This window comes from Streptomyces coerulescens, from assembly GCF_042657965.1.
In the GTDB taxonomy this organism is placed as follows: Bacteria; Actinomycetota; Actinomycetes; order Streptomycetales; family Streptomycetaceae; genus Streptomyces; species Streptomyces coerulescens.
This window is the reverse complement of record NZ_JBHSKM010000044.1, coordinates 431,088-451,920: the sequence shown is the minus strand read 5'-3', so window position 1 is coordinate 451,920 and position 20,833 is coordinate 431,088. Positions and strand designations below refer to the sequence as shown.

18 protein-coding genes are annotated in these 20,833 nt (G+C 67.0%); 10 read left to right on the top strand and 8 right to left on the bottom strand.

Annotated features, from left to right (window positions below; translation table 11 throughout):
• Window positions 1-87: 87 nt before the first annotated feature.
• From ACFPQ9_RS39415 to ACFPQ9_RS39405, 3 genes are all read right to left on the bottom strand, one after another.
• Window positions 88-444: an ArsR/SmtB family transcription factor gene (locus ACFPQ9_RS39415; RefSeq protein WP_380864201.1), complete on the bottom strand. Its 357-nt coding sequence runs from the start codon at window positions 442-444 to the stop codon at window positions 88-90.
• A 208-nt stretch (window positions 445-652) separates the two neighbouring features.
• Window positions 653-1,027: a roadblock/LC7 domain-containing protein gene (locus ACFPQ9_RS39410; RefSeq protein WP_380864199.1), complete on the bottom strand. Its 375-nt coding sequence runs from the start codon at window positions 1,025-1,027 to the stop codon at window positions 653-655.
• Between the two features lie 224 nt (window positions 1,028-1,251).
• Window positions 1,252-2,079, bottom strand: a complete 828-nt coding sequence (locus ACFPQ9_RS39405) for an SMI1/KNR4 family protein (RefSeq protein WP_380864196.1) — start codon at window positions 2,077-2,079, stop codon at window positions 1,252-1,254.
• Window positions 2,080-2,166: 87 nt separating this feature from the next.
• On the opposite strand from ACFPQ9_RS39405, the gene ACFPQ9_RS39400 reads away from it, so the two are divergent.
• Window positions 2,167-2,673, top strand: coding sequence for a MarR family winged helix-turn-helix transcriptional regulator (locus ACFPQ9_RS39400; RefSeq protein ID WP_380864194.1), 507 nt, complete (start codon window positions 2,167-2,169; stop codon window positions 2,671-2,673).
• Window positions 2,674-2,810: 137 nt separating this feature from the next.
• Window positions 2,811-3,896, top strand: coding sequence for a quinone oxidoreductase family protein (locus tag ACFPQ9_RS39395; protein WP_380864191.1), 1,086 nt, complete (start codon window positions 2,811-2,813; stop codon window positions 3,894-3,896).
• Between the two features lie 61 nt (window positions 3,897-3,957).
• Here the strand turns inward: ACFPQ9_RS39395 and ACFPQ9_RS39390 are convergent, their stop codons facing one another.
• Entirely contained in the window at window positions 3,958-4,932 is a 975-nt protein-coding gene (locus tag ACFPQ9_RS39390) for a GNAT family N-acetyltransferase (RefSeq protein WP_380864189.1), read from the bottom strand.
• Between the two features lie 428 nt (window positions 4,933-5,360).
• Here ACFPQ9_RS39390 and ACFPQ9_RS39385 point away from each other — a divergent pair, with 428 nt between their 5' ends.
• The 4 genes from ACFPQ9_RS39385 to ACFPQ9_RS39370 all read left to right on the top strand — a co-directional run bounded on the left by ACFPQ9_RS39385 (window position 5,361) and on the right by ACFPQ9_RS39370 (window position 12,588).
• Window positions 5,361-6,428 carry a trypsin-like peptidase domain-containing protein gene (locus ACFPQ9_RS39385; RefSeq protein ID WP_380864186.1) on the top strand — a complete coding sequence of 356 codons (1,068 nt, stop codon included), beginning with the start codon at window positions 5,361-5,363 and terminating at the stop codon, window positions 6,426-6,428.
• 4 nt (window positions 6,429-6,432) lie between these two features.
• Entirely contained in the window at window positions 6,433-9,585 is a 3,153-nt protein-coding gene (locus ACFPQ9_RS39380) for an SUMF1/EgtB/PvdO family nonheme iron enzyme (protein ID WP_380864184.1), read from the top strand.
• A 104-nt stretch (window positions 9,586-9,689) separates the two neighbouring features.
• Window positions 9,690-10,442, top strand: coding sequence for an AAA family ATPase (locus tag ACFPQ9_RS39375; protein WP_380864181.1), 753 nt, complete (start codon window positions 9,690-9,692; stop codon window positions 10,440-10,442).
• A gap of 4 nt (window positions 10,443-10,446) precedes the next feature.
• The gene (locus ACFPQ9_RS39370; RefSeq protein WP_380864178.1) at window positions 10,447-12,588 is read left to right on the top strand and encodes a hypothetical protein; all 2,142 of its coding nucleotides are present in this window, start codon (window positions 10,447-10,449) and stop codon (window positions 12,586-12,588) included.
• Window positions 12,589-12,833: 245 nt separating this feature from the next.
• On the opposite strand, the gene ACFPQ9_RS39365 is transcribed toward ACFPQ9_RS39370, so the two are convergent.
• Complete coding sequence (locus ACFPQ9_RS39365; protein ID WP_380864175.1) at window positions 12,834-14,036, bottom strand: MFS transporter; 1,203 nt, start codon at window positions 14,034-14,036, stop codon at window positions 12,834-12,836.
• A gap of 357 nt (window positions 14,037-14,393) precedes the next feature.
• Here ACFPQ9_RS39365 and ACFPQ9_RS39360 point away from each other — a divergent pair, with 357 nt between their 5' ends.
• Both ACFPQ9_RS39360 and ACFPQ9_RS39355 read left to right on the top strand, forming a co-directional pair.
• Window positions 14,394-14,759 (top strand): antibiotic biosynthesis monooxygenase family protein, encoded by a 366-nt coding sequence (locus tag ACFPQ9_RS39360; RefSeq protein ID WP_380864172.1) that lies wholly within the window; start codon window positions 14,394-14,396, stop codon window positions 14,757-14,759.
• 151 nt (window positions 14,760-14,910) lie between these two features.
• The gene (locus ACFPQ9_RS39355; protein WP_380864169.1) at window positions 14,911-15,717 is read left to right on the top strand and encodes a fumarylacetoacetate hydrolase family protein; all 807 of its coding nucleotides are present in this window, start codon (window positions 14,911-14,913) and stop codon (window positions 15,715-15,717) included.
• A gap of 151 nt (window positions 15,718-15,868) precedes the next feature.
• On the opposite strand, the gene ACFPQ9_RS39350 is transcribed toward ACFPQ9_RS39355, so the two are convergent.
• Window positions 15,869-16,672 carry an enoyl-CoA hydratase-related protein gene (locus ACFPQ9_RS39350; protein ID WP_380864166.1) on the bottom strand — a complete coding sequence of 268 codons (804 nt, stop codon included), beginning with the start codon at window positions 16,670-16,672 and terminating at the stop codon, window positions 15,869-15,871.
• A 47-nt stretch (window positions 16,673-16,719) separates the two neighbouring features.
• On the opposite strand from ACFPQ9_RS39350, the gene ACFPQ9_RS39345 reads away from it, so the two are divergent.
• Window positions 16,720-17,862 carry a thiolase family protein gene (locus ACFPQ9_RS39345; RefSeq protein WP_417804941.1) on the top strand — a complete coding sequence of 381 codons (1,143 nt, stop codon included), beginning with the start codon at window positions 16,720-16,722 and terminating at the stop codon, window positions 17,860-17,862.
• 88 nt (window positions 17,863-17,950) lie between these two features.
• Complete coding sequence (locus ACFPQ9_RS39340) at window positions 17,951-18,754, top strand: enoyl-CoA hydratase/isomerase family protein (protein ID WP_380864414.1); 804 nt, start codon at window positions 17,951-17,953, stop codon at window positions 18,752-18,754.
• Between the two features lie 75 nt (window positions 18,755-18,829).
• Here the strand turns inward: ACFPQ9_RS39340 and ACFPQ9_RS39335 are convergent, their stop codons facing one another.
• Complete coding sequence (locus ACFPQ9_RS39335; protein WP_380864161.1) at window positions 18,830-19,879, bottom strand: quinone oxidoreductase family protein; 1,050 nt, start codon at window positions 19,877-19,879, stop codon at window positions 18,830-18,832.
• Window positions 19,876-20,802 (bottom strand): VOC family protein, encoded by a 927-nt coding sequence (locus tag ACFPQ9_RS39330; protein WP_380864158.1) that lies wholly within the window; start codon window positions 20,800-20,802, stop codon window positions 19,876-19,878. Before ACFPQ9_RS39330 ends, ACFPQ9_RS39335 begins: the two co-directional genes overlap by 4 nt.
• Window positions 20,803-20,833: the final 31 nt, after the last annotated feature.

Below are 20,833 nucleotides of genomic sequence, written 5' to 3'. Positions count from 1 at the left end.
CCTAAGTTACCGCCTCCGGGAAGGGTGCTTCCCGCGCGTACGGCAGTTGTGGACAGCGGGAGCGGGCGTTGCCCATGGGCGGAGCCGTCACCTGCTGGTGGGCAGGGTGGTCGGGGCGTCGACCTGCTGGAGTTCGGTGAGCAGCTGGTTCTGGCCGGCGAGGAGCTCGGTGAGGATCCGGCGCGCGGCACGAAGGAGTTCGGCGACGTCGCCTCCCGCGAGCGCATAGCGGACGGTCGAGCCCTCCCGCATGGACACGACGATGCCGGAGCGCCGTAGGACGGCCAACTGCTGCGACAGGCTGGACGGCTCGATCTCGATGTCGGCCAGCAGGTCCCGGACGGACACCGGCCCGTGCTGGAGGAGTTCCAGCACCCTGATGCGAACGGGGTGGCCGAGCATGCGGAAGAACTCTGCCTTGACCTGGTAGAGGGGGGCCTGCATGGACGCTCGCTCCTGATCGGATGGGTGGGACTGCGGCGGCCGCGGTGCGGCGGCATCGAATGACACCGCCGCGCCGCAGACCGTCATCGGATGCCGATCCTTCACGCCTCGGACCCGGCAGGAACGCACATTCGCACCATGCTGATGTGGTGACTTGAAAAAGTCTTCACATCATGGGCAGACGTGGCCACCGGCGTCGTCGGGCGCGCTAAATCTCGATCGCCTCCTCCACGCGCTTGAGTTGGTGACGGGCCATCGCCAGATTCGAGTTGGCCTTGTCGAGGACGAGGTACAGGAACAGCCCGTTGCCCGAACGGCCGGTCACCAGCCGGATCACGTGGTACTGGTGGTCCAGCGTGATCAGGATGTCCTCGATCTCACCCTTGAGACCCAACTGTTCCATGGTGCGGACCTTCGCCCGGATGACATCCGTGTTGCCGGCCGAGGCGACGGTCAGGTCGAGATCCTTGCCGCCACCGAGAGTGCCCAGCGCCATTCCGCTGGTGTAGTCGACGACGGCGGCTCCCAAGGCCCCCTCGACCCCGGCCATCATCTCCTTCAACGACACTTCCACACTCGCCACTGCGCCTCCCATTGCGTGCCTTCGACTACGCGGGCCGGTGCCGGCCGACCCGCCTCGGTGTCCGGACGGTAGGCACGTCACCCACACGTGAGGCGGCACTGTTCGGGACTGGTCTTCGGCGACCGGACAACAGCACGACCTGATCGCTCGGCGGGCCTCAAGTGCCGTGACAGAAGGCAAAGTTGACGGCCCTTTCCACGCCCCCCGGTGCGGTGTGCGTTCGGTCAGACGATCTCCCGGTAGTTCATGAACCAGTGGGTGTCGAAGAAGTGGGCCATCGTGAACGGGTGGTGCGGGTCGGTGAGGATGCGGCAGACGAACTGGGCGGTCCGGCTGTCGAAGGGGACGTCCTCGCCGTCGAAGGACCGCACCACGACGGGCCAACGATCGGGGTCGTCGCCGTCGGTCCTCCAGCAATAGTGGTTCTCGTGCTCGGTGCCGGCCCAGATCAGCAGGCCGTCCTCCCTCAAATACGTCCACGGTTCCTGGTTCAAGCCCAGGAATCCGTCGAAGGCGCCGTCGCCGAACGTCTCGACCATGCGCTTGTAGTCGCTCGGCAGCGCGGTGCCAAGGCGTGACTCCAACTCCTTCCAGTCCACATCCGGCCGCTGGGCGGACTGTGTCCAGCCAGTGATCTGTATGAGCCGCTCCATCCAGTCGACGTCCGCGTCTCCGTCCTCGTCGCCGCCCCCGTCCGCGTCCTGGGCGACCGCCGAGGGTTCTGGCACTTCCCGGTGAGCGACCACGAGCACCGCCCGCTCGATCCCCTCGTCGTCACGGGCCGTACCCGTGCCGATCCACTGATCCCCGTACGCCCACGCCCGTATGGTCACGGCCCGGTCCTCGAAGGGGATGAGGAGCGCTGCACCCTTGGACTCGTCGACCGTCGGATCGGTGAAGCCGTCGAGGACAAGAGTGCGCGGCGCGCCGTATCTGCCGTCGAGGAGGTCGATCAGCTGCTGCGGATCCAGATCCCCGGGCAGGAACAGATAACCGCTCCCCGGGGCGAGTTGGTCCAGCAGGTCGTTGACGGCAGATTGCGTGAGCTCCATGACGGACAGTGAAGCGCATCGCACTGACATCGCCACCGCGGGTAGGGCGTCCCTCAGAAAGCACAGATATCTGTTATGATATCTGCCATGATCGTTCACCCTGCCGAGCGAATCGCCTACGTGATCCGGATGGTTTCTGGCCTCCTCACGCAGGAGGTGGAGCAGGCCCTGCGTCCGGTTCGTCTTACCCAGGTGCAGTTGGCCGCGCTGGTCCAACTGGGCTTGAGTGAGGGCCTGTCCACGGCTGTGCTGGCAAGGCGCTGCGGCGTGACGGCGCAGTCGATGGCCTCCGCACTGTCAGGGCTTGAGCGGCGATCGCTGATCAGGCGCGCAGCCCATCCGATCGATGGGCGCGTGGTCGAGATCCACATCACCCGTGAGGGACAGACGCTCGCCGAGGAGGCGCAACAGCTCACTGCCGGGGTGAATGCCAAGGCACTCGCCCTCGTCGAGCCTGACGATCGCGCGCGGCTGCACTCCTTGTTGCTGCAGATCGCCCAAGGTCTCGGTCTGCCGGTGGAGCACGAAGGTGTGCGAGGGGCGAGTGCGGCTGGACCTGACAGCCCGTCCGCTCGAACCGGCAGCGATCACTGAGGGGCGGGCGATGGTGTCGATGGCGGCACTGAGGCCATGAGCCGGCCGACACATGGCGAACCCGCTTGGAGCGTTGCCGGCAGCCCGACCCCGTTGGCTTGCCGCTTCTTCTTCTACTCCCTTGGAGATGCCGCTTCATGACCTCCGTTGTCCCACGCCTGACACCCGCCGTGCGGATTTTCGAGCACGGTGACGAGAGCGTCCTGCGTTACGGCGAGTACCCCCTTGATCAGCCTGGTCCGGAAGACGTGGTGGTGCAGCTCGCCGCGGCATCCGTCTCACGGTGGGACATCAAGTACCGGGTCGGTCTGCCGCCCGGATTCCGGTTGCCGGGGCGTGCCGCGTACCCGCTTCCCCAGCAGTTGGGGCGCGAAGCGGCCGGTCGTGTGCTCGCTGTGGGAGAGGCGGTGACTCGCTTCCGGCCCGGCGATCCGGTCGTGGCCGTAGTCCACCCGGAGGACCCGCTGTCGGAGGAGGCCGCGCGCGGCCTGGGAAACCTCTCGCCGAACATCGAGATGCCCGGCCACCAGGCCCTCGGCTCCTACGCGGCCTACCTCACCCGCCATGAGTCGATGTGGCTCCCGCTTGATGCGTCCATCGATCTGGAACAGGCCGCAGTGACGTTGTGGTCCTTCGCGACTTCGCACCGGGTCGTTCGCGATCGCCTCGACGTGCGGTCCAGCGACGTCATTCTCGTGCTCGGCTCATCGGGAGGGATGGGCGTTGCGACGGTGCAGTTGGCCGCGCTGGCGGGCGCCACCGTGGTCGCCGCCACCCGCAGCCAGGCGAAGGCCGAGGGCCTGCGCGCGCTGGGAGCCCACGAGGTGGTTGTCCTCGACGACCTGGACCGCGCGGGTGCCCAGCTCGATGCAGTGACAAGGGGGCGCGGAGTCGATCATGTCGCGGACTATGTGGGGGATGGCGAGATGACCCGCTTCGCGGTGAGTCACCTGCGTCTGGGTGGCCGCTACTGCATTGCCGCAGGAGAGACCTCGGGCCCGCTTCCCATCACTCCCGCTGACCTCATCCGCATGGAGATGAGCCTTTTGGGAGTGCGCGGTGCACGCCGCATCGATGCCGTCCGTGCCCTCGATCTCCTGGCCCAGGGCCGCATCCACACGCCCATAGCGGCCCGCTTCCCTCTCGCGAAGGCAGCCGAAGCCCACCGCTTCCTCGAAACCAACTCCGACGCCGTCGGGCGAGTCGTACTTCTGCCGCAGTGAACCGGCTCGGGGGCATCGTTCCTGTCCGGAGTTGTCCGGTGACGGACCGCTATGGCGGAGCTCAGCGCCAGTCGTCGATCACGTAGGCGTCGGGGTGGCTGTAGCCGGGTTCGTTGGGCTTGTGCATGGTCACGCCTTGCAGCCAGGTACGGAAACCGCGGTCGACCATGCGCCGGTAGGCATCCTGGCGGGCCAGGTTCATTCCGGCGTCCAGTTGTCCCAGTCCCTTCTCGGTGGCCAGCTGTTCGCAGGCATCCAGCAGTCGTTCGAACCGGTCGGGGGCGTCCGGGCCAGGGCGTACGGCACCGAATTTGATGAAGCACACGTCCTCACCGGCCTCCGACCCCGCTCCGCAATGGCAGACGGCCAGACCGTCGAGGTCGGAGTCGGCGCCCTCGAGGAGGATGGTGTCACCGAGCCCCTGCGCCTGTGTGGCCTTGATCTCGCGTTCCAAGCTCAGGCCCTCGTACACCGCCCCCGTCAGGGCGCGACTGAGGCTCAGTGCGTCGGGCCGCTCGTCGGCGGTCAGCTCGCTGTACAGCACTCGGCCGGGGACCGCGCCACTGACGGCGACCTGCTTCTTCATGATGGCCGTAAGGAATCGGGGCCAGAAACCGTACCGACGGTAGAGCTCGAGGTGCTTGGGACTGTGCGAGAAGGTGAACAGGCCGAGGTGGCGGTTCTCCCAGGTGTCGAAGCACGCCATGACCGGTTCCATGAGGCGTCTGCCGATGCCTTGGTCCCATAGATCCGGACGTACGGTCAGTGGGCCGAAGTACCCGACGCTGCCCCAGTTGGTGGCGAAGTTCGATCCGCTGACCTCGCCCTCGACGGTCGCTGCGAAGGCCGCCTGTGGATCTGCCGCCCAGCGGGTGCGGACATAGTCGGCGGTCCCGAAGAACGTCTCCGGCTCTGGGGCTCCGAGGAAGGTCCCGAAGGCGACCCTGAAGATCTCGTCGGCCCGATCCAGGTCCGGCTCAACCAGTGGGCGGACCGACACCGAGGCGGCGACACTCGTTCGCTTCGCTGCGGGCATGATCGCTCTCCTTTCCGCCCCCCGTTCCATCGCACCACGGACGTGCGCCGCGGGCGAAGCGACAGGTCCGGCGGTGTCTCATGCATCGAGCGGCCGCGTTCCCGGACGACCGGGCAGCCATCACCGCTGTCGACAAGTTCGCCCAGCGAACTATCGGAGCCCGCCATGGCTGCTTGACCGTGAAAGTGTTCGCAGCACTCAAAGGATCATTCTGGGACACGCCTGGGCGGCCTCGAAAGGCTGGATACGTAAGTGACACAGCCAGCGAGGAGAGGTGGTTCCAGACCCTTGATGTGCGCCCGCGACCTCTGGACGACGGCCTCGCGGGACCGGTGTCGGCGATTTGGACGTCGTAGAGGAGGAGGCGGGCCGAACCCTCTTCTTTTCTCGATGCCTTACGGCACAATACCGCCGGGGGAGGACTGCCGATGAGTATCGTTTTGGAGCAGAACGATTTCGAACGGCTGGTCGGAATTCTCGGCGGCATGCCGGACTTTCGCACCGCACAGGGGCGCATGGACTTTGTGACGCACGTGTTCGCCGGGACTCCGCGCCGCGACGACCTGATCGCCTCGCTCAACGTGGACGGCACTCCACAGGCCGTCGCGGTCCGGTTCGTGGACCGTCTGCAGACCTTCGGCCAGGACGAGCCCGGGCGAGAGACCCTCGGCGTCCTCGTCAACAAGATGCTCTCGTATCTCGGCGGTACCGAAGACGCCCGCTACCTGCGGGAGTTGATGACCCGCTACCCCTTCCACACCAGGCCGACCGCCGACCGGGGCGCACCCGACGACTGGGCCGGCCAGGAGTCACCGGACCAGGTCACCGAAAAGATCATCGGCGAGAATACCCTCCGGGACATCGCACTGCTCGAAGTCGCCCTGGAAGCGGCGCAGGCAGTCGGCCGTGTGAAGACATCCGTGGGCGTGGGCACGGGTTTCATGGCCGCCCCCGGTCTCCTCGTCACGAACAACCATGTGATCGCGGACAGATGGGGGGCTGAGGGCAGCGTGTTCGACTTCAACTATCAACTCGACCGGTACGGCGCAGTGGCTCCCGTCCGCAGCTTCGCGGCTCGTCAGGGCGGACTGTTCTACACAAATGCGGAACTCGACTTCACATTTATTGAACTGGCCGGCATACCTCTTGATCTCCCCCCGCTCGTGCTGAAAGCCGAACGTGCCAGAAAGGATCAACGCGTGAACATCATTCAGCACCCGGGAGGGCACTACAAGAAGATATCCATGCAGAACAACTTCGTGGCCTACGCCGACGAGCGCACACTCCAGTACACGACGTCCACGGAGCCCGGCTCGTCCGGAGCCCCCGTCTTCAACAACGCGTTCGAGGTAATCGGCATTCACCACAGCGGCGGCATGCTGAGGGAACCGGGCGGCCGGCAAAGGTATCTGCGCAATGCGGGGACGAGTGCCATCGCCGTGCTCGACGACGTCAAGCAGAACGCATCCGAGATCGCCGAGCGGCTGATGGGGTGACAGGGTGGAGATCTCGGAACCAAACCTGCTCGGCGAGATCATCACCTTCCTGATGCCGCATTTCCGGACCGAAGAGGAGCGCGATGCGGTTCTGCTGCCGGTAGTGGGCGCGTGGAACGGGAGGACGAGCATCACCTACGGGGGTTCCGCCGGCTCGTTCACCGCGCGACTGGTCGACGTCCTACCAGCAGAACTGCTCACGGCCGTACTCAGGAAGGTTCCCACGGGAGCGGAGAAGGAGGAGCAGGTCGAGTCCTTGTGCCGGAGGATCCTGGCGGCAGCGGGCGTGCCTGCCCTCAAGGATCCGCTGACCCTTTTACAGCGGACGACGAGCCCGGCCCGTCCTGACGACGGCCAGTCGCCCGTACTGTTCCGGCCGCTGGGTCCGCGCTCGGCCTCTGGGCAGGCCGCCGAGGCCCATCCGGTGAATTCCTTCCGCGGGAACCTCACACGGCAGCAACCGCTCTTGCTGGTCACGGACTTTGCCGCCGACGTGCCGGAGGTGCTGTCAGCCCTCTCCGCCGACGACAGGAACCCGGTCTGGCTGGGCGGTCAGAAACTGCTCCACCCGGCCGGCGCCCCACACCCCGGCTCGGAAAGCCTCTCGAAACTGCCCCCTTCTCTCCTCCTGATCGACTGCTCCGCGGTCCAGCCCGAACACCTGCTCACACCTGAGTCGGAGCCCACGACCGAGCCGACGCCCACGGCGCTGGTCGAAGCCATCCTGGACTGGGCGGCAGGGAGGCGACATCGGGTCGTCCTGGCGCTGCCGAGGTTCGCGCTGGCCCGCCTGGACCTGGAGACCCTGCGCCGACGCCCCCTGCACATGATCGAGTCAGCAGACCTTTTCTCCGCCCGCTACCGGTTCCGGCCGGAGGCGTGTGAACAGAAACTGCGCAGGAAACTGCCCTTCAGGAAGGTGCTGTTTCCTCTATTGAGCGCGAACAGCGCCGCGCTGCCACGGGTGGCCGAGAGGCTGGTCCGCGAGCTGCGCATCCGCCCTGGGCTGGAAGACCGCGCCCTGGACGCACCAGAGTGGATCACGATCGCGCTGGACATCGCGGCAGGGTTCATGAAAGAGGGCTTCCATGAGATCGCCTACCGGCTCGAGGGGTACTGCCGTACCGTCTCCGGGCAGCGCGGACTCGTCCCGCTGGCGGCCGATGTGCTCCCCAACCCGACCGGCGTCAGGGACGACGAGCAGATCTTCGGGTTCCTGGATTCGACCGCGGACATCCCCGCTGCGGTCCGGCGCGGGGTACTCACTGCCAGTGCGGGGTCCGGCAAGACCACGTCGCTGCTGAGCGTCGAGCACTCCTGGTACGTGCCCCGGCTCGACGAACCGGGCGCCGTCACCCCGAGCCTTCCGCTGTATGTGTCCCTGGACGGGGATGCCCCGGCTGGCTTGGCGGGCCAATTGACCGCACATCTGCGGCGGAACCTGCCGGACGGGTTCGACTACGGAGGTGAGCGCTTCACGTTGCCCTGCCACGCTCTCCTTCGCAAAGTGGGCTCGCTGACCACCCTGCGCTGCCTGTTCAGCTCACCGCCGTACCTCCTGCTCGACGACGTCGACGGGCTGTCCACCGCCGGACTGAGCCGGCTCTGCTCCGATCTGCACGTCCTGTATGAGGATGACCTCGCCGTCGGGATGCTCCTGGCGTGCCGCGACGATCGGACCGTGCTCCCCGCGGCGCTACGCCGCCTGAAGCTGCGTGAGTTGAGTGAGCGGCAGATCAGGACTCTCCTGTCGGAACGGGACGAATCCGCGCTGCTCGGCCTTCTCATCGTCGACGGCACATGCTTGTCACAGCGGCACATGCGCAACCCTCGACTCCTCGCGCTGCTACGCGAATTGCGGCTCACACGGCCGGAGCTCGCGGACGCGAACCTCAGGCGAATTCTGGAACTGTACGTGTCCCGGCAGTCCGAACGGATCGTCGGCAGGCGTGAACAGGCGATTCTGGACGACGTGCTTCCGCGGACAGCGCTGGAGTTCAAGACGACTGGGGTCCGCAGGAGGACGACCGACGATCCGGGGGAGCAGGCGGCGATCGCGGCAGCGCGGCAGGCAGGGCTGCTCAAGCAGTGCGATGCCCCCGGCGTCCTGGAGTTCCCCTTCGACCAAGTGCGTGACTACTTCGCGGCCAGGGCACTGGCCGAGGCGATCCGCACCGGTGGTGTCGAGGACACGCTGCACCGGTACGTCGGTGATCCGGACGACTGGCAGGACGTGCTCCGGATCGCGGTCACGCTCCTGCCGCCCAAGGGTGCGGACCGGCTGCTCCACTGGGTAGAGCAACGCACGTCCCGTGCACAAGCGCAGGAGTACGCAGAAGAGCTGCGGCGGACCTCCGGCCGGCGCCAGCCGCTCGCCGCCGTCGCCAGTGTGTCGCGAAACTTCGTCGGCGTACCACGATCGGGGTTCCTCGAGGCATTCCGGATCGGCAAGTACCCCGTCACCAACGCCGAGTTCGCCGGATTCGTCCGGGCAGACGGATATGAGACCGACCGGTGGTGGGGCGCCGCCGGCTGGGAGTGGCGGCGGAAACACGAGATCCGCTTTCCCCGGTACTGGCTGCACGGCCGGCTCAACCTGCCGGACCAGCCCGTCACAGGGGTGAACCTCTTCGAGGCCGACGCCTATTGCGCGTGGCTGAGCGAACGGCACTCCGGACACTTCCGGTTGCCGTCCGCTGCTGAGTGGGACAGCGCCGCGTACGGCGCCAACCCTGTCCACGAGGCCGTTCTCAAGGCCGCGCGGCGCAACGGCAACGGCGCCGGGCCTGCCGACGACGGGTACGAAGAGGGGCTGGTCTCGGCCGTCAAGAAGTACATGGACGGGTACTCAGCAGTCTCCTCCGGATCCGGCGCACCGCCATCCGTCGGGTCCTTCCAGCCGAACCGGCTGGGGATCCACGACCTGTTCGGAAGCGTGTGGCAGTGGTGCGACTCGTCCCTGTCGGTGGACGACGCCGAGGATCAGCAGGTGCGGCACCTGCCCCGCGGCGTGCGACTCGGGCCGGGCGAGGCGTTCGTGGTCAAGGGCGGAGCTGCGACACCCGCGCATGATCCGGTGTGGTCCCTGATCGGCGGGTGGTTCGACCCGTTCGTACGGTTCCACCAGCTGGGGTTCCGAGTGAGGGGGACGGCATGAACCGATGGGGCGAGGCCGAAGGCGTCAGGTTCACCCTGGCGGAACCGGACACGTTGCGCGAGTGCTTGTTCATCGGACGCGAGGACGAGCTACGGATGTGCAGGGTGGCCTGGGGCATCAGCAAGGACGGCAGCGAGCTCATCGAGAGCGGCGCGCCCTCGCTGAACTTCAGGTTGGAAGGTGCGCCGGGCCTCGGGAAGAACGAGATCGTGTATGAGATCGCCCGCCAACTGAGCGTGCCCCTGTACATCGTGCAGGGGCACGAGGAGATGACCCCGGAGGACCTGGCCCTGCTGCTGACGCCGGAACCGGAGGCCGAGTACGGCGGCTCGATCCCGCTGACCCTGCGAGCCAGCGCCCTGGCAACCGCGCTGTACGAAGGCGCGCTCTGCTTCTTCGACGAGATCAACCGCGTACCGGAGCGCGCGCTGAGTCCGCTGGCATCGGTACTGGACGGACGGCAGTACGTCGCCTCGGCCATGGCCGGCGTCAAGATCGGTCCGAAGGACGATGAAGCCCGCAGGCGCTTTCGATTCTGCTGTGCCATGAACCCCTCGCTCAGCGACAACGGCCATGTCCTTCCGGACTACATCGAGCAACGCACCCTGCCGGTGATCCAGATCGACCATCCGGAGTTCAAGGACCTGTACAAAATCGTCGAGGCGACGCTGCAGCCGTCGCCGGACTTCCTGAGCGCGTTCGAGGACTGGTACGAGCGCGAGAGTGATCGACAGCTCTCGATCCGTCAGGCGATCACGCTGGTGAAGTACGCCAAGAACTTCGACGAACATGTCGGCGGCTCCAAGGCGAGCATCTTCGAGCGGGTCGCGTCGTACGTCTTTCCTCGGCGCGGCTGAGCCCATGACCACGCCGTTCGTGCGACAGGGCAACGTCTATCTCGTGCCCGTCCTGCGTCATCACCTCGACTTCGCGGAACTCGTGCGCAGGGCGATGCAGGAGCTGGCCCTGGGCGGGCGGGACGTCGTCGCGGTCGGGCTTCCGGAGTCCGTCCGGGAGAAGACCCTCGAAGCGGTCGGCAGGCTCCCGCGCGTCCACCTGATCGTTTCCCTGGGCAGTGGCGACGCGCAGCGCGAGGTCTTTCCGGTGACCCCGGCCGACGGCATTGTCGAGGCGGTGCGCACCGCCTCCGAACAGGGCATCCCGCTGCGGTTCGTCGACCAGGAGATCGCGCCAGGCCATCTGATCGACCGCTTCTGCATGGCAGATGCGGACTGGCCGGACGACGCTCTCGCCCTCCACAAGGGCGCCGACAGCTACCTCGACCTGATCGAAGGCCGTCTCACGCATCCGCCGACCCGGTTCGAACCGGTCGACACCTGGCGCGAGGCCTATATGGCCGCCTGTCTGCAACGGCTGCTGCCACGCCATCGACGTGTGCTCTTCGTGTGCAACGCGCCCCATGTGCGCACGGTCCAGCGACTGCTGCGCGAGCCGGCGCTCCTGACCGATGACGACCGCTCGGCCACGCCCCTGCCCGGATACGAGATCCGGCGGCCCAGCCTGGCCGTGCTGCTGCGCTATCTGGATTACATTCCACGCCTCGTCCAACGGTACGAGGAGCACCGCTCGACGGACTCTCCGGAGCCCTTCGACAAGCACCAGGTCCTTCTCGAGCTCATCTACGAGCTACGGCAGGAGTCACCCGACCTCAAGCTGTCGATCCGTCACTTTCAGGTCTTCACCCAGGTGTTGACCAAGCTGCTGGAGCAGGACCAGCGCATCTCTCCCACCTTCGAGGCCGTGCTCACCGCGTGCGGGGGCTGCTTCAACGAGCCTTTCAAAGAACGCGTCTTCCGGCATCTGCTGGGCTACTTCGACCATGTGCGCGTGGAGCGCATCGGCCGGATCAGGGCGAATCGGGAGCCGCTGTTCCAGATGTCGATGATGAGCCCGCCCAGTCACAGCGGCCCGCCATATGTGGCGCGGAACTGTACCCAGTTCGAGTACATGTACGAGGTGGTCAGGGCTTCCGGGGAGCCGCGGACCGGCGAGATCGAGGCTGCCCCCGACCTCGCTCCGCCTCCTCCCACCGGCGACATCGTCGACCTCGACCCGGTGAAACCGCGCAACCGGCGCTTTCTGCCGCGCAGTTGGACCGACGGAAGGGAGGCGTCGATCTGGGTACCCGTATTCAGGTTCTCGGACGCCATGCGGCTCAAGGCTCTCGCACTGGCCCAGGTGCGCACACACGAGGAGGCCAGGAGTGTCGAGTTCCAGGGCGCCCTGCACAACGGTCTGGACTTCCGCCGCACCATGCGCAGTCATTACAGGGGACAGCCCAAGCTGTACGTACGTAAGAGCCACACCGTGGAGAAACAGCTCATCGACCGTGATGAGCCCGTGGTGTGGCTTTCGGAGGCCTATCAGTCGGGCCGGCTGGACGAGAACGGGTGCATCCTGGACTGCTGGCTCAACGGCACTGTGGAGGAAACGCGAGTCTGCGAGTGGTTCGTCGCCAAGACGGGTGCGGCACAGTCTTTGAGGAATCGGCACGGCGAAGCGGTCGAGGTGTCGTCGTACGAATACTACGGCCGGGTCTCCTTCACCGAGGCCGAGCTCACCCTCGATGAGCTCTACAAGCGGCTGGGGAGCGAGATCTCCGCCAGAGTCCCGAGGCCGGAGGCGCTCGATGAGGAGGAACTCTTCCGCCTGTCCGACCGATACGGCCTGGCGCTCGACTGGAGCCGCTGGTGGGACATCCTCCTGGCCATGGCGCTGGAGTACGCGCGGGAGACGGTGGTACTCGTCGCACCGCCCCAGTTCGTCGTCCCCGCCCGCATCAACAAGACGGCGAAAGCGAGCGGTAAGCGAATTGCCCGGATTCCCACCACCCGGTTCACCCGCGAGGAACTGCGCAAACTCGGTTTTCAGTACCACCTGGAACACCAGTATCCGAAGAAGCGTCACGACGCGAACGACCCGGAATACAACGAGTGGCTGATTTCTCAGTTCTCGGACGTCATGAAACGCTTCTGGGAATGACTTGGGTCGACCGGTCATTCCTGTGTGCCGGCCGCAGCGACGAGGCGGGCGATGATCTCCTGGCTGCGGCAGAGCCGAGAGGTGGCGAGGGAGCTGCGGATCAGCCCGTCGACAGTGTCGGCGGCGTGGTTGGTGCCGGGTCGACGTGGTCTCGTGGCGGGGCCTGGGAGTGCCGGAACACGGGTGGCGCTCCTTCGGCTACTGATTCGGTCCCAGGTGAGTGCGCCGAGAATGTCCACAGTGGGTCACGTAGATGTCGGGCGCCAAGAGGATTCGCACTGTGCTTTCTTGGCCGACTGCCTGGAAGTCGGTGCGGGGACCATGAGGATGGCGGCAATACCGATGACGACCGGCGTCACGAGGTCGTAGAAGTCGGACTTTGGATCGGAACTCACGCCGAGGAGGAGGATGACGTAACTCGGACCGATGAAAGAACCGAATCGGCCGACTCCCAGTGTGAAACTGAGTGCCGTACTGCGCATCGGCCGGGGATAGTAACGGGCCACATATGCGCAAAGGACGTTCTGAGCGCCCAGAATCCCCCCGCCCGCGAGAGCCACCATGCCGAGGATGGCCAGGCGGCTTTCAAGCGAGGGCAGGACATACATGGCCACCATGGCGCACATGAACAGCGTGACGATACATAGCTTGGAGGGAACCCGGTCGGCGATCGCGGCGAAGAGCAGGGTTACGGCGACGGCCCCGCTGTTGAAGGCGATGACGAACTCGAAGGTGGAGCTGAGGTCCGCTATCAGGGTCGGCAGCCAGTAACCCACTCCGTAGATCATCAGCAATCCGATGAAGGACGCGATGGAGAACAGTGTGCTGGCCAACAGCCATCCACGTTCAAACAGGCCCCACCACTCGCTGGTGACCACCCGCGCGTCTTGTCGTGTGGCACGGTCGGGGACGGACGCCTCAAGGGGTTCCTCCACCGGAATCAGCGTCCAATAGACCGGACCCAGCAGGATCGGCAGGGCACCTAGGAGGAACATCCACTGGAAGTTTGTGCCGGCCAGGAGAGTGTGGTCGGCGCCCGCCGCTGCCAGTGCGCCGAGGGGGATTCCCGACTGGGCGACGCAGCAGTAGAGCGAGCGGCGCTCGGGCCGGGACCAGTCCACGACAAGGACACAGATCAGCGGGGCCAGAACGCCCAGGCCGATACCGAGCAGGAAGCGGCTGACACCGAAGGCCACAAAGCTGGAGGTGACACCGGCGAACAACATGCAGCCTGAAATCCAGCCGACGCTGATGGCGATGCTGGCTCTGCGGCGGCGAGTGCTGCTGAGCCCACTGGACACGAAGGCGCCGATCGCCCCACCCAGTGCGGTGATGCTGGCCAAGAGGGCCAACGTGCCGGGCGTGACCCGCCAGGTCGAGTGATTGAGCAGTGAGGGAGCGACGACCTGCTGCGCGAACAAGTCGTAGCCGAAGACGAAGTAGAGCAACGTCCCCAGCAGCAGGACGGTGCGGCCTCTCCAACGTCTCGGATGGGCAGGCTCGCCCCTCGTCTGGACATGCGTGACTGGTTCCATGTCGGCCCTCGGGTCTGGTGTCTCTGAATGAGCGTCATACCTACTCGAGTAGGTATTGCTATCACGCCAGAACTGCCAGGTCTAGAACACGGACAGTGGTGTCGTGTGCAGATGGATAGTGCCATTCACTACTGTAGTAGGTACTCTACGTCGGTGCGCGGGTCGGCATGCAGGCTGACGCGTCAGAGGTCCAGCCGAGGGTGGTCGTTCCCCGGCTGGTCCGAACCCTTTGGCGGCCGCATCGTGTCTGAATCAGGAGGCGTCGGGCCAGTGGAAGCAACGCTCATCAACGTGTTCATCGTGCCGGCGGACAAGGAGGAGGAATTCCTGACCAACTGGCACAGGACATCGGAGATTTACCGGGATGGCGGCGGCCTCATCGAGGCGCACCTCCACCGCAACACCGGGGTCGGGAACGGGACCTTCAGCTTCGTCAACATCGCCCGATGGGTCAGCGCCGAAGCCTGGCGAACCGCTCACGTCGCGTACGTCCCCGGTGAGTACTCCGTCGAGGGGGTCAAAGGTCACCCGTCGATCTTCGAGAACGTTGCCGACATCTACTCCACGGTGCTGCCGGCCACGCAGGACCGCACGCACTGGCTCGCGGCCGGCGGCGGGGTGTTTGACGTCGACTGACCGTACCTACTACGGTAGTGGGTATGAGTGACGTGAGTTCCCTGACGTGGTGTGTCGAATGACCGGCTGGGCTCTGGTGAGCTACCGGCGGCCCGGCCGGGGGAGCGATGAGGCGTGGCGGGCGGGAGTCCGCTTTGAGGACGGCACACTCGTGGCCCCTTCGGAGCTCGAGGGCTACTCCGGAGTGCTCGCTGTCATGGAGGACTGGGCGCGCGTGGCGCCGGTACTCCGCTCGGCGGCACTGGACGATGCTCCGGTCGTCGACAGTTATGTGCTGGACCTGCCGTTGCGGTACCCGCGCAAGATCCTTTGCTCGGGTCCCAACTACACGGACCATCTGGCGGAGATGGGGGAGTCCTTCGGGGCCGAGTGGCGACCGTACTTCTTCCTCAAGCCGCCCACGACCTCGCTGGTCATGGACGGCGAGGCCGTTCTCATCGAGGGGGACCGCGACGACAGGGTCGACTGGGAGGGCGAGCTCGCGGTGGTCATCGGCATCGGCGGCCGCAACATTTCGCCGGATGCCGCGCTGGGCCATGCAGGCGGGTACACCGTCGTGAACGACATCTCGCTGCGTGCTCCGCACCGGCGAGACGATGTCCCGGCTCCGTTCGTCTGGGACTGGCTCGCGTCCAAGGGAGCGGACACCTCTCTTCCCCTCGCCTCCGGTGTCGTCCCCTCCTGGCTGGTCGGCGATCCACAGGATCTCCTCGTGCAGACGCGCGTCAACGGTGAGCTGATGCAGTCCGCGTCCACCTCGTTGATGGTGTGCACAGTCGCCGAACTGATCTCCGCGGCGAGCGAGTTGGTGACTCTGGAGCCGGGCGACATCATCGCCACCGGTACCCCGTCGGGTGTGGGGGCCGGCAGAGGACGGTTCCTCGCCGCCGGTGACGAGGTGGAAGTGAGTGTTGAGGGCGTCGGACGGGTCCGGAACCAGGTCCGCGTCCGTCAGTAGCGGTCACGGCCCTGGCCCTGGCCTGAGACGGACGGTCCGGGGCCGGGGCTGTATACCGGGATCCAGACCGTCCGCCCCTGTCCCAGACCGTCCGCCTCTGTCCCAGACGGTCTGCCCCGTCCCAGGCCGTACACCCGGACCCCGGGCCGTGTCATCGGTTACCGTCGGCCCCCGGCTTCCCCCCGGTGGACCGCCGGCCGATGGCTTCGCGGAGCCTTGTGACTCCGCTCAGGAACGCCGGTTGCTCGGTCGACCAGATCTGTGCCTCGGTCTCCGCAAGGAACGCCGTCTGGTGGTCTGCTGTCACGGCGGACTCCCGGATCGTGGCTGTCAGTCTGTGGACGAAAGCCCGGTCATGGCCGTTGAGGCTCTCCGCCAGCGCCACAGCGGCGTCGAGCACATCCCCGTCGGGGTGTACGCCCGCCACCAGTCCGCGCTCGTACGCCTCGCGCGCGTTCCAAACCTGCCCGAACAGACAGGCCATCGTGGCCTGTTGGCGCCCCACTGCCTGAGCCAGCAACCAGGTGTGGCCGCCGCCGGGATGCAGATGCAGCCGGGCGAAGCGGGTGTCGAACCGTGCGGACTCCGCCGCCAGGCGGACGTCGCACGCGAGGGCCAGATTGAGGCCCGCGCCCACGGCCGGACCGTTGACCGCGGCGATGGTCGGAAGTGGGGAGCGCAGCACACGCAAGAACCCCTCGTAGACCTCGCGGACGGGCTCGAAGTGCCCGCGGGCCGCGTCCTCCAGTGTCGACAGGTCGGCGCCCGCGCAGAACGCGCTGCCCGCGCCGGTGAGGACCGCGCAGCGGATCGAGGCGTCCGCTTCCAGCTCGTCGAAAGTCGCCGCCAGGGAGCGCACCATCTCCGCCGACAGCAGATTGCGCCGCTCAGGTGCCTGAAGGGTGACGATGGCCACGCCGCGGGTGCTTGAGAGTGAGACTTCGGATCGCGTCATGCCGCCTATAGTACCTACTGCTGTAGGTACTAGCGAGGAGCGCGATGATGGACACCTATCTTGTCTCGGCCACGCGGACTCCCATCGGCCGTGCGGTGAAGGGATCGCTCAGACAGTGTCGTCCCGACGACCTCGTGGCCGGGGTCATCGAGCAGACGGTCCGCGACAGCGGCCTCGATCCGGAGCTCCTGGACGACCACGCGCTGGGTACGGCATACCCGGAGGGAAAGCAGGGGGCCAATCTCGCCCGGCGGGCGGGCCTGCTGGCCGGGCTGCCGTTCGCCGTACCCGGCACCACCGTCAATCGCTTCTGTGCGTCCAGTCTGCAAGCGGTCCGCATGGCCTCCCATGCCATCGCCTGCGGGGAGGCGGAGGCCTACCTGGTCTCGGGTGTCGAGTCGGTGAGCCAGGTGGGCCGTACCACGCGCAAGGAGGACCGCCACCCCGCGCTCGACGAAGGGGGGATCGCGGATGTGTACATGCCGATGGGGGTGACTGCCGAGAACGTCGCACAGCGGTACCGGGTGAGCAGGGCGGACATGGACGCCTTCGCCCTGCGCAGCCACCGGTTGGCGGTCGAGGCGATCGACTCGGGCAGAATCGCCCAGCAGATCACCCCAGTGGTCCTTCCCGACGGCCGGATCGTCAGCAGTGACGACGGCCCTCGCCGCGACACGTCGCTCGCAAAGCTTGCCGGTCTGCCGGCCGCCTTCCGGGAGGGCGGCAGCGTCACGGCCGGCAACTCCTGCCCGCTGAACGACGGCGCGGCCGCCGCGATCTTGGTCAGCAAGCGGCTCGCCGAGCGCGAAAGCCTCACTCCTCGGGCCAGGATCGTGGCCACGGCCGTGAGCGGGGTCGCTCCCGAGATCATGGGAGTGGGCCCCACCGAAGCCATTCGCAAGGTCCTGAGCCTGACCAACCTCAAGATCGACGACATCGACGTGGTCGAGTTCAACGAGGCGTTCGCCGCCCAGGTGCTGGCCGTCTGCCGGACCGTCGGCATAGACATCGAGCGACAGCTCAATCCCAGCGGAGGCGCCATCGCACTGGGACATCCCTTCGGTATGACCGGCATCAGGCTTCTGTGCTCGCTGCTGGGAAATCTGGAGGACCGCGGCGGCACGCTGGGCCTCGCCACGCTGTGCGTCGGAGGTGGGCAGGGGATGGCAGTCGTTCTCGAGCGACTGTGACGGCGGCGGCAGGTATGGAGGAGGCCAAGTGACGGACCAAGGGGCAACCGCCGCGGAGCCGACCGGACACGATGGCGCCGAACCATACGTGGGCGAGCGGCGGTTCGGGGAACATGTGATCGTCCGTCGCCCTGTCGGCGGGCAGTCCATCGCCGAACTCGTCCTCGACCGGCCGACGGCGATGAACGCCCTCTCAACGGCCATGGCTGGTGCGATCAGCGACGCGTGCACCGAGCTGTCCACGGATCGCTCGGTCAACGTCGTGCTCCTGTCCTCGACGAGTACACGGGCCTTCTGCGTGGGGGCCGACCTCAGGGAACGCAATGCCTTCACCGTGCAGGACCTCGCTCGGCAACGACTGCTGATGAGAGCTGTCTACGGCGGTGTGCTCGAGCTGCCCATGCCGACCATTGCGGCGGTCCACGGGTATGCCCTGGGGGGCGGTTACGAGCTGGCCCTGGCGTGCGACCTCATCGTCGCCGACACGACGGCTGTAGTGGGGCTGCCGGAGGTTTCCGTGGGGATCGTTCCCGGCGGCGGAGGAACGCAGTTGCTGCCCCGCCGGGTGGGGGCCGCTCGAGCAGCCCAGCTCATCTTCACCGGACAGCGAGTACCCGCGGACGAGGCACTGGCACGCGGTCTCGTCGATGTTGTGGTGCAGAAGAACGAAGCCCGCGCCAGAGCCCTGGAGCTCGGTGCGACGATGGCCGGCCATTCACCCGTTGCGCTGCGGGCGGCCAAGCGGGCGCTGCGCGAGGGCCAGGGGGTGGGCCTGCGGGTGGGGCTCGACCTGGAGGACGCGGCGTGGCGCCTGGTGGCGTCCTCCGCCGACCGAACCGAGGGCATCGCCGCGTTCAATGAGAAGAGAGCACCTGTGTGGCCCGGAGAATGAATACGGCAGGAGGCCGGGCCCTTTCGGGCCCGGCCTCCTGCTTGTTGTGCGCACCCCGGCCGCCGGCGCGCCGGTCTACTCGCTCACTACGAGCACCGCCTGGCCGAGGGACGTACCGTTCTCCACACTTCGGTGGACGTGAGGCGCGCTCTCCCAGGGGGTGGAACGCACCATGGCCTCCGGCAGCCGGAAGCCGGCGGCGACGTCCTTCCAGAAAGCCTCCATCTGCGTCCGGTTTCCGGTGCGCACCCCGATGAGGGACTGGCTGCGGAGGTAGAAGGGCAGCAGACGCATCGGGGTGGCTTCGTGACTGATGGCTCCGCTCACGATGATGCGGCCCATGTCCGCGAGAGAGTCCCGGTAGGCGTCCCACAGAGCCGGCAGACCCAGATTGTCCACGACGCAGTCGATCCCCCAGTCGCCCCCCGCCGCACTGATCAGCTCGGGCAGATCGGGGCTGTCCCCGTCCAATGCCATGGCCAGCGGAAGGGCGTCGAGGCAGCCCGGCTTCGCCGCGAGCCGGTCGACGCCGATCACCTTCGCGCCGCGGAAGGCGGCAAGTGAGGCGACCGTGGACCCGAGGGCTCCCGCCGCACCCACCACGAGCACCGTCGAGTCCGGACCGACCGCGCCGGCCTCCAGCTGCGCCCGCGCCACAGGACCGTTCGCCGCCATGGCAGCGGCTTCGACGAATCCGACGTCGTCGGGAAGCACCTGCACGTTGGCCACCGGTACGGTGCAGTACTGCGCGTAACTGCCCTGCCGCTGCACGCCGACCAGGGAGAACGTCGAGCAGGCCTCCTCGCGATGGGCATGGCAGGCGCGACAGTCACCGCAGGAGAGCACGGCCGAGACCGCGACACGGCGCCCCAGGAGCCCCGGATCGACGCCGGAGCCCACCTCGTCGACCACGCCGGCGTGCTCGGTTCCCAGGATGTGCGGGAACCCGGGGACCTGAGAGGCGAACGGAGGTCGCCCGGCACGGGTGGCGACGTCCTTCGTACGGGCCACGACCACGGCGGACACCCGGACGCGGACCTCCCCGGCTTGGGTCACCGGGGCAGGTACGTCCTCGAGAGCCAGCACTCCAGGGTCGCCGAAGCGGTGGATGACAAGAGCCTTCACTGGGTCTTCCTCTCGGCTTCGGCCTGCGCGGACCGGGGTGGATTGGCCATGGCCGCGATCACATCGGGTGTGAGGCCGCCGCTCGTACCCCAGACGTCGGCATTGGCCTGAGTGCGCGCCCACTCCTGGGCGACCCAGCTGTCGTCCACCTCCAGCAGCTCGGCGGTGTACTCGATGACATTGCCGACGGGGTCCACGAAATAGCAGAAGACGTTGCCGCCCGGCCCATGACGGCCCGGGCCCCAGATGGTGTCGCAGCCCGCCGCGCGCATCCGCCCCAGGGACCGCATCACCTCGTCCGCGGACTCGACTTCGAAGGCGACATGGTTCAGGGAGGTCCACTGGCCGGGGGCGAGGACGATGCAGTGGTGCATCTCGTTGCACCGCAGGAAGACCATCTGCTCGTTCTCGTACCAGTCGGACACCTGGAAGCCGAGGACGTCCGTGTAGAAGGCCTTGGACGCGGCCATGTCGACCGAGTTCAGCACGATGTGACTGAGCCGGTCGGGGCCGTGAGGCGAGTCCATCGGCTCTGTGTGCTCCTCGACCCCCGCGCTGACCTCGATGAGCCGGCCCTCGGGGTCGCGGAACTCCATCGCGTAACCACCCCCGTGAGCCGTTCGCGGCCCCGGGCCGGTCAGCGGCTCGGCTCCGACGGCCCGGAGTCGTTCGGCCAGGGCGTCGACCGCCCCGGCGCTCGCCGCGCCCAGGCTGATCCTGACCGGCGAGCCCGCGCCGGAGCAGAGGGCCAGGACGTGGTGTTCAGGCCCACGCGCACGCATTTCGATCCGAGGGGCGTTCTCGTCGCTGCCGGGAACCTCCTGGACGGTTCGCAGACCCCAGGTGCGCTCGTAGAAGTCGAGCAGTGTCCGGGGGGATCCCACGGATATGTCGATGCTACGCAAATGGGTAATGCCGGTCATAGGGCGATCTCCTCACCGCGTCGGGAGGTGG

Coding starts and splice junctions, on each gene's coding strand:
- ACFPQ9_RS39370 (WP_380864178.1), top strand. CDS start 10,447: ATGACCACGCCGTTCGTGCGACAGGGCAACGTCTATCTCGTGCCCGTC.
- ACFPQ9_RS39405 (WP_380864196.1), bottom strand. CDS start 2,079: ATGGAGCTCACGCAATCTGCCGTCAACGACCTGCTGGACCAACTCGCC.
- ACFPQ9_RS39345 (WP_417804941.1), top strand. CDS start 16,720: ATGGACACCTATCTTGTCTCGGCCACGCGGACTCCCATCGGCCGTGCG.
- ACFPQ9_RS39390 (WP_380864189.1), bottom strand. CDS start 4,932: ATGCCCGCAGCGAAGCGAACGAGTGTCGCCGCCTCGGTGTCGGTCCGC.
- ACFPQ9_RS39415 (WP_380864201.1), bottom strand. CDS start 444: ATGCAGGCCCCCCTCTACCAGGTCAAGGCAGAGTTCTTCCGCATGCTC.
- ACFPQ9_RS39350 (WP_380864166.1), bottom strand. CDS start 16,672: ATGACGCGATCCGAAGTCTCACTCTCAAGCACCCGCGGCGTGGCCATC.
- ACFPQ9_RS39395 (WP_380864191.1), top strand. CDS start 2,811: ATGACCTCCGTTGTCCCACGCCTGACACCCGCCGTGCGGATTTTCGAG.
- ACFPQ9_RS39400 (WP_380864194.1), top strand. CDS start 2,167: ATGATCGTTCACCCTGCCGAGCGAATCGCCTACGTGATCCGGATGGTT.
- ACFPQ9_RS39385 (WP_380864186.1), top strand. CDS start 5,361: ATGAGTATCGTTTTGGAGCAGAACGATTTCGAACGGCTGGTCGGAATT.
- ACFPQ9_RS39330 (WP_380864158.1), bottom strand. CDS start 20,802: ATGACCGGCATTACCCATTTGCGTAGCATCGACATATCCGTGGGATCC.